At 61.7% G+C, this 16,471-nt stretch carries 9 protein-coding genes and 4 pseudogenes; 8 read left to right on the top strand and 5 right to left on the bottom strand.

Features of this window, described 5'->3' with window-relative positions; translation table 11 throughout:
* Positions 1 to 228: 228 nt before the first annotated feature.
* Positions 229 to 1,347 carry a sensor histidine kinase gene (locus K307_RS03190; protein WP_042876254.1) on the bottom strand — a complete coding sequence of 373 codons (1,119 nt, stop codon included), beginning with the start codon at positions 1,345 to 1,347 and terminating at the stop codon, positions 229 to 231.
* Positions 1,348 to 1,473: 126 nt separating this feature from the next.
* Here K307_RS03190 and K307_RS03185 point away from each other — a divergent pair, with 126 nt between their 5' ends.
* The 3 genes and pseudogenes from K307_RS03185 (at position 1,474) to K307_RS03175 (ending at position 4,335) form a co-directional block, all read left to right on the top strand.
* The gene (locus K307_RS03185; protein ID WP_042876252.1) at positions 1,474 to 1,872 is read left to right on the top strand and encodes a response regulator; all 399 of its coding nucleotides are present in this window, start codon (positions 1,474 to 1,476) and stop codon (positions 1,870 to 1,872) included.
* A 508-nt stretch (positions 1,873 to 2,380) separates the two neighbouring features.
* A pseudogene (locus K307_RS48975) lies at positions 2,381 to 2,596 on the top strand (ISKra4 family transposase); the annotation flags it as partial.
* 186 nt (positions 2,597 to 2,782) lie between these two features.
* Positions 2,783 to 4,335, top strand: a protein-coding gene (locus K307_RS03175; RefSeq protein ID WP_230625430.1) for an IS3 family transposase whose coding sequence is annotated in 2 segments (ribosomal slippage) — positions 2,783 to 3,245 and positions 3,245 to 4,335 — 1,554 coding nt in all. Because the reading frame shifts where the segments join, the coding sequence is not laid out codon by codon here.
* Between the two features lie 635 nt (positions 4,336 to 4,970).
* Here K307_RS03175 and K307_RS48970 read toward each other — a convergent pair.
* The 3 genes and pseudogenes from K307_RS48970 to K307_RS03160 all read right to left on the bottom strand — a co-directional run.
* A complete protein-coding gene (locus tag K307_RS48970; protein WP_051974610.1) occupies positions 4,971 to 5,162 on the bottom strand; it encodes a DUF6429 family protein in 192 nt (63 codons plus the stop codon).
* Between the two features lie 293 nt (positions 5,163 to 5,455).
* Entirely contained in the window at positions 5,456 to 8,065 is a 2,610-nt protein-coding gene (locus K307_RS03165) for a Tn3 family transposase (RefSeq protein WP_230625428.1), read from the bottom strand.
* 171 nt (positions 8,066 to 8,236) lie between these two features.
* A pseudogene (locus K307_RS03160) lies at positions 8,237 to 9,034 on the bottom strand (IS256 family transposase); the annotation flags it as partial.
* A 118-nt stretch (positions 9,035 to 9,152) separates the two neighbouring features.
* Here K307_RS03160 and K307_RS03155 point away from each other — a divergent pair.
* Positions 9,153 to 10,309: pseudogene (locus tag K307_RS03155) on the top strand (transposase); the annotation flags it as partial.
* A 42-nt stretch (positions 10,310 to 10,351) separates the two neighbouring features.
* On the opposite strand, the pseudogene K307_RS03150 reads toward K307_RS03155, so the two are convergent.
* Positions 10,352 to 11,041, bottom strand: a pseudogene (locus K307_RS03150) (IS110 family transposase); the annotation flags it as partial.
* A 326-nt stretch (positions 11,042 to 11,367) separates the two neighbouring features.
* Between K307_RS03150 and K307_RS03145 the strand changes: the two are divergent.
* From K307_RS03145 to K307_RS03130, 4 genes are all read left to right on the top strand, one after another.
* Positions 11,368 to 12,969 (top strand): FAD-binding oxidoreductase, encoded by a 1,602-nt coding sequence (locus tag K307_RS03145; protein WP_042881187.1) that lies wholly within the window; start codon positions 11,368 to 11,370, stop codon positions 12,967 to 12,969.
* A gap of 28 nt (positions 12,970 to 12,997) precedes the next feature.
* A complete protein-coding gene (locus K307_RS03140) occupies positions 12,998 to 14,221 on the top strand; it encodes a CaiB/BaiF CoA transferase family protein (protein ID WP_042876248.1) in 1,224 nt (407 codons plus the stop codon).
* A gap of 62 nt (positions 14,222 to 14,283) precedes the next feature.
* Positions 14,284 to 15,267, top strand: coding sequence for a tripartite tricarboxylate transporter substrate binding protein (locus tag K307_RS03135; RefSeq protein ID WP_042876246.1), 984 nt, complete (start codon positions 14,284 to 14,286; stop codon positions 15,265 to 15,267).
* Positions 15,268 to 15,442: 175 nt separating this feature from the next.
* On the top strand, positions 15,443 to 16,465 hold the full coding sequence (locus tag K307_RS03130) for a substrate-binding domain-containing protein (RefSeq protein ID WP_042876244.1): 1,023 nt from the start codon (positions 15,443 to 15,445) through the stop codon (positions 16,463 to 16,465).
* Positions 16,466 to 16,471 lie beyond the last annotated feature (6 nt).

Genomic DNA, 16,471 nt, shown 5'->3' with positions numbered 1-16,471 from the left:
GGCCGACCCTCTGAACCGCCCATCCACCGACACCGTGGCGGTTGGCTTCCCGTCGTGCAGCGCCCACCAACCGGCCTTCAGGATGCTCAAGGACTCGTCCCGCTGCAGGTCGGTCGCCCGCCACCGAGAGCGGCTACCGACCACCCCGAAGCAGCCGACGGCGGCCAGCGGAAGCGGCACAGCCGTGCCGCACACTGGCAGCGATCTGCGCGCAGCACACCATGTGCCCTATTTATCACGTGGCAAGTTTACAGAGAACACCGTTTCTGTCGCGTCGGATCGCGCGTCGATCTCGCCCCCGTGGGCCTTGGCAATCTCGCGAGCGATATACAATCCGAGCCCCAGGCTGGTGCCGGCATTTGTGTCTTGATGTTCCGGGCCACGCTGCAGGGGATCAAAGATGCGGTCAAGGGTCGAGCGCTCAATGGGGGTGCCAGCGTTCCTCACTTCCAGCAGGACTTCCTCGCCTTCGCCGGTCACTGTCACACGTACGGGCGCGTCTTGCGCTCCGTACTTGATTGCATTCAGGACAAGATTGCCAAGCAACTGCTGTAGACGTTGGCCATCCCAGACCCCCATGCAGTCACCGACCACGTCCAGATCAACCTGACGGTCCGGATACACTACTCGCAACAGGTCCAACTCATCGGCAAACAACCGGGCCAGGTCGATATTGGTCGGCGCGATATTGATACCCAAACCCAGTCTGGTTCGATTGAAATCAACCATATCGTCCAGCAGCGCCTGCATGCGAGCGCCGCTTCTGATCAAGCGGGACGCGGCCCCCGACACTTTTTCACCGGCGTTCAGCGCCGCCAGATACGACGCTGTGATCTGGATGGCCTGGAGCGGACTGCGCATGTCGTGCCCCAACATTCCGAGGAACAGATTACGGGCCAGGTCTACCTGCATGCTGAAAAAGCCGATCGATTCGGCGACTGCCTGATCGATGGCCTCATTGAAGCGGACCATGTCATCCACGTGATGAGCGTCGGGCTCGCACCCGTCCATCCACAGTCGAAGTACGCTGGCGCGCAGGGCACGGTATTCGGCAACCATCTGGTTGATGTCAAAGCCGCTTCGCGCGCGAAGGAGGGCGTGCGTTTGCGCGGCTGTCTCAGGGGCTCCGGCCAGTTTGGGCGCGTGCCCCACCGACTTTTCGAATTGGTCCTCCCTGCTTTCGGAAGTAGACAGATCCTTTGCCACGGCCTCCAGAATCTGCTGCGCATGGTCCCGCAAGGCCAGCGATTTCATGCCTGTCGATGCCGGCAGCAGCGTGCGCGCAAATGCCTCCCATTGCAACAGAATGGCATCCATGTCGTCGAGGATAAAGTCGGCTAATCGCATGTTTGCCCCCGCGTCGGAAAGAATCTCTCATAACGCATTCTCGTGGAACCCATGCCTGTAAGCAACCTTGCTACACGTACTCCTCGGGTCCATCATTTGCTGATTGTAGGGCAATCGGAGAACCCAATGCCTACCCGAAACGCCATACGCCTGCTCATCGCGGACGACGACCCGAACATATTGGCCGCGTACGTGCTGTTCTTCGACGCTCATGGTTGCGAAACCAAGGCAACTGGAGATGGAGCGGATGCGCTTACCGAATACTGTGCGTGGCGTCCGGACGCTGTTGTTCTCGACATTCAGATGCCAGGTATGGACGGGCGCGCGGTGGCAAGGGAGATCCGGCGCCTACAATCCGCGCCGCTCCCGTTGCTGGTGGCAGTTACCGGTCTGACATCGCGCTCCGAACAGGCCGAATCAATCAGATCCGGGTTCGATTACCATTTTGTAAAGCCTGCCGACCTCCCGGCCGTCCTCGCTGCGATAGCGTCCCACGTACGCCATGGCGCGACGGACGACTCATGACAATTGACTCAGCGGTCGGCGACCGCTTTCCGGCGCGCTAATGACTGGCCGTTCATGGCCGTGAAGAGGCGTCATAATGGCTGTTGACAGTGAGGCTCGCGGGCGCCGACTGGAGGCTGACATTGCCGCCCACGTGGCAGTGGTACTCACCGGTCTTGCGGTTTGGTGTGACAGCCCTCGGCATTCAAGCCGCCGCCATGCGCGGCCGAGCCGAGCCGGCCAACAACATGCAAAGCACGCCAACCGCTCGCTGTTTGCTCATGCCATCGTGGACGAGGTCCGTGAATACATGATGCCCCTCCCCCTTCAGATCGCGAGGCTAGCCTTGAAACCGATCATTCAACGGCAATCACCTCCGCCGAGACCTCGATTGTCTTTTTGGCATAGTGGGCTGTGACGGTGGCAACGGACAAATACCTGCCGGTAGGCTCTTCGGGGGTGAAGTCCCCGACCGTCCCAGAAATAACTCGAATCAGCTAGGCTTTCGAGCGCCAGAGGAGTGGAAGGCCGCGGCCGGGCCGGACTACCCTTCCCCGATTCGAGCGCCGTCAACCAGGTGGTCAGCAAGCGATTCGTCAAACGACAGCAAATGGCCTGGCGGCCTCGGCACGCGCACAACCTGCTGCAAATCCGTACCGCTGTGCTCAATAACCAGCTTCGGTCTTACGTTGAACGCTGGTATCCCTCCATCGCCGGACAAGAAGGCCACCGCCTTGCCGCTTAGTCAGCCCCCGCTTTGGCGCGGTATCCTGGACCTGCGGCATATCGGGCCCACCCATCTCGAGGGGATCTTCTCTTCGAATGGTCCTGTGTCTGAGTAAGAAGGCCTCTCCATGCCCCCCGGTGTCAGCATAGTTGTCGTGTTACTGATTTCGATTGACCCAGTCTGGGGGCGGTAGAGTCAGAGTGAATGAGAGCCTATTCAGCAGAGAGAAAGGAAGCGCTGTTGCGCCGCATGATGCCTCCTGAGAACGCGTTGGTGTCGGCGCTGGCAAGGGAGACGGGGATCACTGAGCAAACGCTGTATGCTTGGCGTCGACAGATGAAAGCGCAAGGAGTCCCGGTGCCGGGAGATGGAAAGAACCCCGAGGCCTGGTCCTCGGCAGACAAGTTTGCGGTGGTGCTGGAAACCGCGCCGCTCAATGAAGCGGAATTGGCCGAGTATTGCCGCCGCAAGGGTCTTTACGCCGAGCAGATCGCTGCCTGGCGAGAGGCCTGTCGATCGGCCAATGCCAACGCAGGTGAGCAGGCGCGAGAGCAACGGCTTCAGTCGAAAGGTGACAAGAAGCGCATCCAGCAGCTTGAGAAGGAATTACAGCGAAAGGAGAAGGCGCTGGCGGAAGCGGCCGCGTTGCTCATCCTGAGAAAAAAAGCCCAGGCGATTTGGGGAGAAAAAGAGGACGACTGATCAGCGTCCCAGATCGCCGGTTGTGTATATCGTTGATTCGAGAGGCAGAACGCTCAGGCTGCCGACTGGCCCACGCTTGCGACGAGTTGGGTCTGAGCTTGCGCACCTTCCAGCGCTGGGTTCAGGAGGGCGATGAGGTGGTCGCAGATGCTCGCACCACCACTGAGCGGCCAGCGCCAGCCAACAAGCTCAGCGAGCCGGAACGCCAGCTAATTCTTGAGGTAGCCAACAGCGTGGAGTTTGCCAGTTTGCCGCCCAGCCAAATCGTCCCGACGCTGGCGGACCGCGGCCAGTACGTGGCCTCGGAGTCGAGTTTTTATCGTGTCTTGCGTAGTGCGTCGCAGCAGCATCACCGTGGTCGTGCGCGCAAGCCCTCGGCCCGGGTGGTGACCAGCCATTGCGCCACCGGACCCAATCAGGTGTGGAGCTGGGACATCACCTGGATGCCAGCGGAAATCAAGGGACAGTATTACTACTGGTACATGATGCTGGACGTGTTCAGCCGCAAGATCGTCGGTCACGAAGTGCATCGGGCGGAATCGGCGGAGTTGGCGGCGTTGCTCATGCGGCGATCCAGTTTGGCCGAAGGTCTGGCTGGACGTCCTCTGGTTCTGCACTCGGATAACGGCGGTCCAATGAAGGGCGCGACGATGCTGGCCACCCTGGAAAACCTGGGGGTGGTCGCTTCGTTCAGCCGGCCGCGCGTGAGCAATGACAACCCCTACGCCGAGTCGCTGTTCCGGACCTGCAAATATCGGCCGGACTACCCGCGCCAGGCATTCGGCAGCGTGGACGAGGCACGCGCATGGACGCAGCGATTCGTGCGTTGGTACAACCACGAGCACAAGCATAGTGGGCTGAAATTCGTGACACCGGCGCAGCGCCATAGCGGTATATCCGCAGCGGTGCTGGCTCAACGAGAAGCGGTCTATGCAGAGGCGAAGGCCAGAACGCCAGAGCGTTGGTCAGGGTCGACACGGAACTGGAGCTTGGCCGACAAAGTCTGGCTCAATCCGGAACGGATTGAGCCAGCAGAACTAAAGCAGGTTGCGTGAGGTGACGCGACAAGTACGTTGACAAACGCCGATGCTCCATCGGTAACTACCCAGGCGCCCGACGATCGCTGGCGGCGGTGGCGGGGAACGGAGGCGACCTTCCGAACAGCCGAATGCGGCCCTGAGTCCTGCCGGCCGGAGGAGTACACCGCGGATGTTGCGAGCCCAGAGTATGAATTTCTGGGCACCGTCATTTCGAAGCGGGATGTTTATGCCGTACGCCACCGCGCAAGGGAGTCGGATTGGAGCGCCACCGTGGGCATGAGCCGATGCGCATAGCGCGCGATCGGAAAGTCGAAAGTCCCTCGCAGATTGGATTGCGTCGAGCAGCTACTGCTGGAAGGCAGAATTACGGCACAAGATTTCCAGAAGAGCATCGCCCGGCGGTGATGGCCGCGGGCTGCCGTAAATGGGGTAATCGTACTTTTCGTGCAAAATCTGGCGGTGAGCTAAGAATTACCCTTACAAATCAAAGCGTTAAAGAAACCATCAAGTTCACCAACTTGCATCCCTTTCGATGCAAAATCTGGCGCCAGCCTTGCCAGCAAACGCAGCCCCTCAGAGCCATCGAACAATGCAGAAAGGCGCGCTGCATGCTTGCGTGCGAGAGATCACATGTGCCTGGTATCCACTTGCTAGTCGCCAGCGCAGACGAAGTATTTCGTGAACAATCGCTCGGCCTCGCCTAGTCCCTCGTCGGTTAGCCACACCGATTTCGCACGGTTCACCGGATCCCCGATGAGCCCCTTCTCATGCAAGCGATTCAGCGCGTCCCAATCAAAGCTCCTCCAGGCACGATTCTCCCCGCAGAAATTCAGGTAGAGCAGCGCGAGGACAACCTCGTCGACCGCGTCGGCATTTGATGTCCATTTTTGCCTCCTCCTCGAAGATGGCCCTCACGATCCTTCCGCACGCTGCCAGGGCGCCGCTTCGAGCAATATGTCCTGGTACTGCTCGAGGGGAAATCGCAACGTGCCCCGAAAGTTCACATGCGCCGAATGCGCCGGCCCCATTCGGCGCAGCCAATCGTCGTCGACTCGCTGCCCCTTGCCGCGTCAGGCGTCGACCGTCGCTTGCATGCGCTGCGTGTTCCATGCGATGACCAGGTTCGTCAGCAGGGTCAAGGAGCCAGAAATCGCAGTAGCGCATGCAGTTCTCGGCGAAACTCGACGTTGCTGAAATAGTCGCACAGGAACAGGGTACGCAGCAGCTTGCCAAGCTGTTCCGCCGCCCGATAAATCGGATCCCCCTGGGGTGCGCTGCCGAATCGCTGCAACGCGACGACAGCGCTGACACGCCCTGACTTGATTGATGCAACGAGCCGCAGCAGCCCGTCCCAGCCGTCGCGAATAGGCTTCAATGAGATACCATGATCCACTATGGGAGCAAGATCTTTGGCCATCTCCATACCCCGTGGCAGATAGAGCTTGCGCTCCGACAAATTGCGTAGCCGCGGGCATAGATCGAAGCCGAGCAGCTTCGATATGGCCATCCCCACGTTCGTATACCCATGAGTATCAACGGCAAGCGCGAGCAGGCCGCCATCTTCGCGCGTGTCGCTGTGGCGCACTGCCCCTTCAATTGCGACCCCCGCCTGGCGCTCGTTAAGGACGATGGGCTGGTTGTACACGATGCCATGCTGGTCCAGGACGTGCGTGTAGATACCGACTGCATGGGTGCGCCTACGCGGATCGACACGAGCGTAGAACAGATGAGGTGAAGAATCCAGGCTCACTGAGTCGCTCGAGGCTCGCTGCCCAGTTCCCCACAACTCTGTGATGGGGTGCGTACGTTGAAACTCAACCACGCGCGCGTTGGCGCGCGACAGCCGGCCCGACATCTCGAGCACACGCATTGTGGTCGAAATCGCCGCAGCATCGACTTGCTGAATCATGGCGGCAACGCCTTTCGCATCGATCTCGGTGCCGTGCGCCATCAGCGCACCATAGAGCGAGACAAGTTCGTTGGCATCGCGTGCCTTCCGCGCCAGCAGTACTTCGCTAAAGCCCGTGCGGACATCCACTTCCATCATCAGATCGGCAAACTGAGCTGTGCCGATCGCCTTGAACAGCAGGTCGCGTGTGCGCCTCGGTATCCCGTCCGTCGGTAGCGCTTCAAGTGCTGACAGGTGCAGGGCGCCATCCCTGCCGATTATCACGCGGCCGGCTTCGCGAGCCTCCTCCAGCGCCGAGAGGCCCGCCTTCAGGTTCTCAGTCAATCGCTCGAGAAAGGGATCCGCTGTAGCTGGTAGACCCAATAACGATAGGTGCCGGCCTCGCTCGGACTCCCAATCTGACGGCGGAATCAGCATCTGGTCGCGCTCACGTAAGGACAGACTGTGGTTGATCCACACCGACCCGCGGCGCAGATCTTTGCGCAAGCTCGTGATCGCGGCGGCTTCCAGAGCGCGCAGTGCACGCTTTCGATCGTCGCAGTCGACCAAAGCGCGCCAGTTGGCGCTAATCGGCACTCCGTGGTCAATGGGCAACTCCGTCGCGCCGTCATCGCGCAGCCTGGCGATAAGCTCGAGTTGCTGCAGGCTTGGTTCTGTGTCCCGACCCGAGAATTCCAGTTCACAAAGGGGTGCAAGGAGACTACGGATGCGCCGGTAATCATCAGTCAGCGTTTCGCGCACGCTGGCCGCATGGCTGGCGGGAGGCTTGTCCGGTAGCTCCCCAAGCAGTGCTCCTATCTCTGCAAGTCTGGCTTCTGCCGGGCGCGTGTTGTCACGAACGAGCGCTTTGATCGCGACCAGTTGTTGTCGATATTCAACTGCAGAGCGAGCCTGTTTCGTTGTGGTCTTGTTGTAGGCGTGCCGAACCAGATCGGAAACGCGGCGCCCTATTTGATAGCGCAGCGAATCGGTCAACTCGAGCAGCGTCATGCGCAGGAAAAATACCAGCTCAAGAGTGCGCGTCGACCCCTTGAGCTCGCGGGTCTTCACCGGACGGCGCGCCTGAATCCGCTGTGCCCAGGCACGCTGCTTATCGATCGGCACGGTGTCCAGCGTCCATGTGTGTACCCCGATCTCCTTGAGAAACCGAATCTTCTCCAGCGTTTCCGTGAGCGTCGTCGGACTGTGCCGGGCCGGCGGCGTCTTGAGCCAGTCGAGAACGGTCATGTCTGCGGCGTCGTGTTGGCTCGATAGCGCTGCATCGGCGCGCCTCAGTTGCGTCTCAGGGACGGTCGCCTCGATCAGGGCGAGAGTGTCACGCTCGATCTCAGCCCAGACCGATCGTCCGAGATCCCGCAACGTCCGGTCGGCGGGAATCAGAATCCTTCGTTCGTACAGCCAGCAGTTCGCGTGCTGGAGCAGTTCGTCGAGCGTGAGCGATTCCTTGGCATCCTGGCGCATCCATGCTTCGAGGTCTGCCCACTGGTCCGGGCCGATTGACTTCAAGCCCAAATACCCGCAGGCCCAGATCAGGTGGTCATAGAGCGTTTTGTACCGGCGATATAGGGTCCGAAGCGATGCGATCGTCGGCGTCGGTAGGCCGAGCCGCTGGCCGATGTAGTGGAGCAACTGACGCGGCAGCGTACTGACCTGGCCGAGGCTATGCCCACTTGCGCGCAGAAATACCAGTTGGATGGCCGCCCCGGCGCGCCGATCGTGCCGAAAGCGCTTATTGATCGCCGCGACGTCGCTGTCGGTCAGTGCGAAATATCGCTCCACATCGAATTCCGACAGTCGCATTGGCAACCGGTCACTTCCCACATAGCGAAATCCCAAGCCCGGCATCTCTTGCCCCCATCGAGATGGCGCGATCCGAATCGCGGGCGGATATGTTCCGCCCTCCACTCATTCGCAGCGGCCAACAGGTGTGGGCCTGACGGAAAGCCTTGTCGACAAAGGCTTTCGGGGAAACCGCCAGATTTTGCACGAAAAGTACGATTACCCCATCTTGTGGAACCAGCAACGCTGGGCGCGCGTGGCCGGAAACACCTCCTCCAGGGCAGCCCAGAATCCCATGGCGCCATCGCCGACCGCCGCCAGCGGGCCAGCCTGCAGGCCGCGGGATTTCAGGTCCAGCAGTACTTCTGCCCACGATGCCTTCGATTCCCGATAGCCGTCACCGATCGCCACGCGCTCCTTCCTGCCGTCGGGCGTAACGCCGATGATCACCAGCAGGCATTGCCCGTCCGAGCCTTCGCTGCGCAGACCCGTGTGGATGCCGTCCACCCACCAATACACATAGCGCGCCGCCGACAGATCACGCTGATTCCAGCTCGCATGCTCGTCTGCCCACTGCGCCTTCAATCGGCTCACCACGTTGGCCGATAGCCCTTTGGCATCCTCGCCCAGCAGCACCGACAGCGCCTCGCTCATGTCGCCTGTCGAGACTCCCTTCAGGTACAGCCAGGGCAGCGCCGCACTCACCCGCGGCGACTTCCTCACATACGGCGGCACGATCGCCGAGTTGAACTTCACGCCGGAACCGGACCGGTCGCGCACCTTGGGCACCTTCACGGCAATCGGTCCAGCGCCCGTCAGCACCTCGCGCTCCGGGAGGTAGCCATTGCGAACCACGGCGCGCTGCCCGCTCAACGTCTTGACGTTACTGAACTGCTCAAGCAGCTCTGCCAGCTCCACTTCAATCGCCTCCTGGATGACCCGCCGGGCCCCGCGCCTGATCAGCTCCTCGAGCCCAAGCCCGATTTCCGATAGACCGACTGCTTCTTTCCCTTTATCCTTGCTCATGGTGGACTTTTCTTGTGCTGGTTTCCGATCTCGACAATCAGATTCTCAGCGGAAAGCTCCACCGCCCTCTACTCCGCGCCTCAAATTCCCCGTCCGTACACCAGTTTCGACTTTAGCTCTTGACGATCCTCGCAAGCGCGTTATCTGCACGCTGTTCTGCTACGGTTGCAACTTGGGACCGAGCCAGACGGCCCGCTCCGTCAAGGGGCTGAGCCGCAAGCAAATTGCGTGGCTGAACCTGCGCCACGTCACGGAAGAACGGCTCGACAAGGCCATCGTGAAGGTTATCAACGCGTACAACCAGTTCGCGTTACCGAAGTACTGGGGCAGTGGCAAACGCGCGTCCGCGGATGGCACGAAGTGGAACTTATATGAGCAGAACCTGCTGTCGGAGTATCACATCCGTTATGGCGGGTACGGCGGAATTGGCTACTACCATGTCTCCGACATGTACATCGCGCTCTTCAGCAACTTCATTCCGTGCGGCGTGCATGAGGCCGTGTACATCCTGGACGGGCTGATCCGCAACGGTTCGGAGATCCAGCCCGATACCATTCACGGCGATACCCAGGCGCAGAGCGGGCCGGTGTTTGGCCTCTCCCACCTGCTGGGCATCAACCTGATGCCACGCATGCGCAATATCAAGGACTTGGTGCTGTACAAGGCGGACCGGCGACGCAGATACGACCATATCGAGCGCCTGTGCCGCCGGTCCATCGACTGGGACCTGATCCAACGACACTATCCCGACATGATGCGGGTTGCCGTCTCGATCAAGGCCGGCAAGATGACGCCGTCGACCATCCTGCGCCGGCTGGGTTCGGAGAGCACGAAGAATAAGCTGTACTTTGCGTTCCGGGAACTGGGCCGCGTCCTCCGCACGGTGTTCTTGCTGAAGTACCTGGACGACCCGGAACTCCGGCGCACCATTCATGCCGCGACAAACAAGAGCGAGCAGTTCAATGACTTCGCGCAGTGGTTGATGTTTGGTGGCGACGGGGTCATCGCCGAAAATCTGCGGCACGAACAGCGCAAGGTGATCAAGTACAACCAGCTGGTCGCCAACATGGTCATCCTCCACAACGTCCAGTGGATGTCACGCAAGCTCAAGGATTTGCAGGAACGTGGGCACCCGGTGAATGCCGAAGTGCTCAAGGGTCTGTCGCCATACCGCCGCGAGCATATCAACCGGTTCGGCGATTACCTACTTGACTTGCAGAGGCGCGTGCCACCACTCGATCCATCGACGATTTCCTATTCAAATCAGCGGCTTAGCCGGAGATGTGGCGGATATTTTGCGAATCCCGGCCGACCCTCGAGTTGCTGCTGCGCCAGCGCCAGCCGTTCGCACTCGCGCAGCAACCGCTCGCGCATTTCGGGCGGCAACGGGGCGCCGTCGTGACACTTCACTTCGTCACGGGCGAGCCGGCCGGCGAAGTACCTGTGATCCACCTCATCCCAGCAGCCGAACGTGGCCAGCAGTTTGCGCATGCGATCGCAGTGCTGCAGCACTTCCTTCTGCAGTTGCCCGCGATCGCGCATCAGGTGCCGCGACGCTTCATCCTGCGGCGATGGCACGTGAACCACGTGCATGCGGTCGCGCTCGCCGCGTAGCCATGCGCGCAGGTTGATCACCAGCTTGATGGCATCGAGCCGGTCGGTCTTCGCGCGCCGCTTGTGGCGTTCGACCGGAATGCTGGCCGGATCGATGACGTAGCACTCGATGCCGCGCGCCTGAAGCGCGCGACAGATCCAAAACCCGTCCTGGCCGGCCTCGTAGCTTACGACGACGCGCACAGCTGCTGGCAGCGACCACTTGTCTTTGTGCTGTTCGATCAGGTCCAGCACCACCTGCAGACGCGCTGAGGCTTGCGGCTGCGCGACCGTATGCACCGCAGGCTGCTCGCGGTGCCCGTCATGTAACGCGACCTTCCACTTCGCGGCCGCCAGTTCGAGCGACACCGCCAACACCCGCTCGGTACCCATGTATGCCTGATCTGTACGCATGATGCTCTCCTGTGAGCCAAGCACGACACGCTGATTCTAGGCATCGGCTTGTCCTGTCTCATAGGATCTAGCTACGTCATCGGTCGGCTGTTCTACACCCGTGCCCCTAGCCGCTTCAATCCCTTGTCTCGCTTCTCCCCACGTCTTCCATCGTCGTCCCGCTTCTGCTGAAAATCCCCTTTTCGCCCTTGACATCGTTCTCCCCTCGCCTAGACTGATGTAATCGATTGCATTGCCAGTTTGACACCCACTCTGCGGCTCTGCAATATTTTTTGTGCTGCAATGTAATCGATTACATCGACGAAAACCACGAAGGAGACATCGACATGCAGGAACGCCGTCGGAAGTTTTATGGCTGGGGCTACGAAGGGGACACCGTCACGCCGGAGGAAATCTCGGAGTTCGAGGCCGCGTGGAGCCGGCTGCTAGGCATCGAGCATTTCGAGGCCATGCCCTTCCCCACTGCGGACGAAATAGAGCTCCGCGCCCCGCGCGTCCAGCCGCCTGCAACGCTGCGCGAGATCTGCACGACCGACCACTACGACCGCCTTTATCACACCTACGGCGCCGGTACGGTGGACGTGGCGCGGGCCATCCGGAAGGAGTTCCCGAACCCGCCAGACGTCGTCGCGTATCCCAAGACCGAACAGGACATCGTCGATCTCTTCGACTGGTGCGGCCGCCAACAGCTCGCCGTCGTACCCTACGGCGGCGGCTCGAGCGTGGTCGGCGGGGTGACCCCCCCGGAACACGATCGCTACCGAGGCGTCCTCACACTCGACCTAAAACATTTCGACAAGGTGCTGGAAGTCGACCAGACCTCCCAGGCCGCGCGCATCCAGGCCGGGGTGCTCGGGCCGAGCCTGGAACGTCAACTCAAGCCGACCGGGCTGACCATGCGCTTTTTCCTGCAGGCATGGGAGTTCTCGTCGCTGGGGGGCTGGATCGCGACCCGCGCCGCCGGGCATTTCGCCACTGCATACACGCAGATCGACGACCACATCGAAAGCCTCAAGGTCGTGACCCCCGCGGGCAATATCGAGTCGCGCCGCTTTCCGGTATCGGGCTCGGGCCCCAATCCCGACCGGCTGTTTCTAGGCTCGGAGGGCGCGCTTGGCATCATTACCGAGGCCTGGGTCAAGTTGCACCGCCGCCCGATCTTCCGCAAGCAGACCACGGTTCGTTTCCGCGATTATGCGAAGGGTGTCGAGGCGACGCGGCTGCTGTCCCAGTCGGGCCTGAACCCCGCCAACGCGCGGCTGGTTGAGCGGGAGGAGGCGGCCTACACCGGCTCAAGCGACGGCACCTACGACATCCTCGTGCTGGGCTTCGAGTCGGCGGATCACCCGGTCGATGCGTGGATGGCACGCGCGCTGGAGATCTGCGCTGAATGCGCCGGCGAGTGGGATACCACTCCGGCAGCCAAGGAGGAAGGCGCCGATTCGGCTACGGCAAGCTGGCGCAACAAGTTTCTGCGCGGACCCTATTTGCGCGAGTACGCCATTGCGCGCGGCGTCATGCGCGAAACCATGGAAACTGCCGTCACGTGGGACCGCTTCGCCGCGCTTCACCAGCACGTCAAGGCCGAGACTCATCGCATCATCCGCGAAGTGACGGGCCGCCCGGGCTCGGTGACCTGCCGCTTCACCCACCTGTATCCGGACGGCCCTGCGCCCTACTTCACCTGGTTTGCCTATGGGGACAAGTCCCGCATTCCCGAGCAGTACATGGCAATCAAGCGGGTGGCGGAACAGGCCATGGTGGACGCCGGCGGCACCGTCACGCACCACCACGCGCTCGGACGGGACCATCGGCCCTGGTATGACAAGGAGCGGCCCGAGCTTTTCTGCACCGCGCTGAAGGCGGCCAAGCAAGCGTTCGACCCGAAGCAGATCCTAAATCCCGGCGTGCTGTTCGACCCGAGCTGAAGCTCTGGCATTCACAGGAGGCAAAACCATGGCAGGACCTTTGGAAGGCATCCGAGTGCTCGACCTGAGCCGCATCCTTGCGGGACCGTGGAGCACCCAGTTGCTGTCGGACCTCGGTGCCGACGTGATCAAGGTGGAGCGGCCCGGCAGCGGGGACGATACGCGCGCCTGGGGGCCGCCCTTCCTTGCTCGGGAAGACGGCACCCAGACGACTGAGTCGGCCTATTTTCTTTGCGCCAATCGTGGCAAGCGCTCGATCACCGTGGACGTCAGCAGCGAGGAGGGACAGGCCCTGCTGCGCGAACTAGCGAAGACGGCCGACGTCTTCGTCGAGAACTATAAATGCGGCGACATGCGGCGCTATGGCCTGGACTACGCCACGCTGGCGGAGCTCAATCCACGCCTGGTCTACTGTTCGATCACCGGCTTCGGGCAGAGCGGGCCGTACAGTCACCGGGCCGGCTACGACTTCGTTGTGCAGGCCATGGGCGGGCTCATGAGCATCACCGGCGAGTGCGACGACCTCCCCGGCGGAGGGCCGCAGAAATGCGGCGTACCTATCTCGGACCTGATGACAGGGATGTACGCGTCGGTGGCCATCGTCAGCGCGTTGTTCGAACGGGTCGAGAGCGCACGCGGCCAGTACATCGACATGAGCCTGCTCGACACGCAGGTCGCGTGGCTCGCGAACCAGGCTTCCAACTACCTGGTAGCGGGTTCCGAGCCACGACGTTGGGGTAACGCCCATCCGAACCTCGCGCCCTATCAATCGTTCGCGACCAGCGATGGCGCGCTGATCGTCGCAGTCGGCAACGACCGGCAGTTCGGCGCCCTGTGTGGCGCACTGGAACTGGGCGAACTGGCACGCGATGAGCGCTACGCGACCAACGCCGCGCGCCTGAAGCACCGCGAAAGCCTGGTGTCCTTGCTGGCGGAGCGATTTGGTGGCCGCGACACGGCAGCCTGGCTGGTCGGACTGGAAGCCGCCGGCGTGCCGTGCGGACCGATCCATACGATTCCACAGGCCTTGTCGGATCCGCAAGTGCGGTCGCGCGGCATGGTGTTCTCGCTTCCCCATGGAAGCGGAGCGATCGCGCCGCAGATCGCCAACCCAATCAAGTTCTCCCGCTCAACCGTCGAGTATCGGCGTGCCCCGCCAGTGCTCGGCGAGCATACGGACGATATCCTGAGCCGCGACCTCGGCTGGTCCGCGGACCGGATTTCGGGATTGCGCAATGGAGGAACGATTTGAACCGCAGGTAGCACATGCGCGATCCCGAAGCAGGATCGCATCAGGAGACAGGAGACCCCATCATGCATCGATATCTACGACAAGCGTCCGCCGCCCTGCTTTGCCTGGCAGCGATCTCCGGGTGGCAGCACGCGGCAGCCAAGGACTGGCCAGCCCAGCCGGTCCGGGTGGTCTTGCCCTATCCGCCCGGCGGTGCTTCGGATGTCACCGCCAGGCTGCTGAGCGCAAAGCTTAGCCAGGCCTGGGGAGAATCGGTCGTCATCGAGAATCGGCCGGGCGCCAACGGCATCATCGCAAACGAACTCGTGGCGAAATCGGCCGCGGACGGATATACGGTGCTGATGGCCAACCTTGGTCCGAATGCGATCAATCCTGCGGTTTATTCGAAGTTGCCCTATGACTCGGTCAAGGATTTCGCGCCCGTGATCCTGGTGACTACGGTTCCGCTGATCATCGTCACGGCGGCGAACTCGCCCATCAAGGATCTGAGGCAACTGATCGCCATGGCCAAGGATAAGCCTGGCCAGATCACCTTCGGCTCGGCAGGCAACGGGGCGAGCAACCACCTCGCGGGCGAACTGCTCAATACCATGGCGGGCGTCAAGATGGCGCATGTCCCTTACAAGGGCGACGCACCCTCCTTGACCGACGTGCTGGGCGGGCAGATCCATGTCGCGCTGCCGACGGCCCTGGCCGGCATGTCGCAGGTCAAAAGCGGCAAGCTGCGCGCGCTTGCGGTCACCAGCAAGAAGCGCCTCCCGTCCTTGCCGGATGTTCCCACGGTAGACGAAGCACTGGGCATTAACGGCTATGAGGCCGTATCCTGGGGCGGCTTCATGGTGCCGACGGGCACACCGCCGGCCATCATCACCAAGATGAATGCTGAGTTCAACAAGGCGTTGCAATATCAGGACATCCGGGAGAAGCTGATGGCTCAGGGCGCCGAGATCGTCGGCGGCACGCCGGAGTCGTTCGATGCCTTCTTTCGCGCCGAACTCGCCAAATGGAAAAAGGTTGCGGACTCGGCAAAGGTGCGGCTCGACTAGCCGCGGCAAGCGCCGGCCGCATTGCCGCGACCGGCGCTTGCGCGGCGTTCCTGACCAGCGGGACTTGCCCCCGGCGATACAATGCGGCGTCAGGCCGGGCCGCCAGGGCACCCCTGGACGGGCTCATCCTTCACTCCAACCTTGCTCTTCCCTTCGTTTTCGAGGCATGCCAAATATGGTCAACGTGAAACAGGTCGCTCTCCTTGCCGGCGTGTCTTCCGCCACCGTATCGCGCGCGTTGTCGGCACCTGAACTGCTGCGGCCTGAGACTCTGAAGCGCGTGCAGGAAGCGATTGCCAGCCTCGACTACGTGCCCTTTGCCGCTGCCCGAATCCTGCGTTCGGGACGGACCATGTCCATCGGCATCATTGCGCCGACGCTGATGAACGAACTGTACGCAAGAGCCGTGGATACCCTGGAGAAGCAGCTCGAAGCGCTCGGCTATACCGTTCTTCTGACGTGTCATCGCGACAACAGCGCAATCGAGTTGCGCTGTGCGCGGGAACTGCTGGAGCGGCGCGTGGACGGCATCGCCATCATCGGCTCGCAGCATCACCCCGAAGTCTTCTCTCTTATCCATAAGCACAATGTCCCCTATGTGCTGATGTGGGCAACGGATCGCGAAGGCAGCCATCCGACGGTTGGCTACGACAACCGGCTCGCGATGCGGCGGCTGACCGCCTATTTGGTAGGCCTTGGGCACCGCGAATTCGCCGTCCTCCCGGGGCCGCTGAACACCCAGCATCTGTCGGTCCAGCGGCTGGAAGGCGTCAAGGACGTGCTCAGCGAACACGGCATCGCACTGCGCGAGGAGCTGGTCCTGCCCACTCCCTATGAGGTCGAGCCGGCCCGCGCCGCAGCGCGCGCCTGTCTGACCAGTCCACATCGGCCTACCGCACTGATCTGCATAAACGACTTCATCGCGGTCGCCGCCATCGCCGAGTGCCGTGCTCTGGGCCGGTCCATTCCGGACGATATCTCCGTGACCGGTTTCGGGGACTGGCAGGTCGCAGAACTTATCACGCCTACCCTGACAACCATGCGGTCGAACCCCGTGCGTATCGGCGAACTGACCGCGAGGAACATCATTGCGCAGATAGAAGGAGCGGTACGGCGGGAAGATCTGCAGGACGAATTCGAGCCGGAGCTGATCGTTCGGGAAAGCACTGCTGTGGTGAAAATCGTAGCGGCGCCTTAGTCCCGT

The organism is Cupriavidus necator A5-1 (genome assembly GCF_000744095.1).
Taxonomy (GTDB): Bacteria; Pseudomonadota; Gammaproteobacteria; order Burkholderiales; family Burkholderiaceae; genus Cupriavidus; species Cupriavidus necator_A.
Note: the sequence above shows the minus strand (reverse complement) of the source record. Positions and strands in the feature narration are given on the sequence as shown.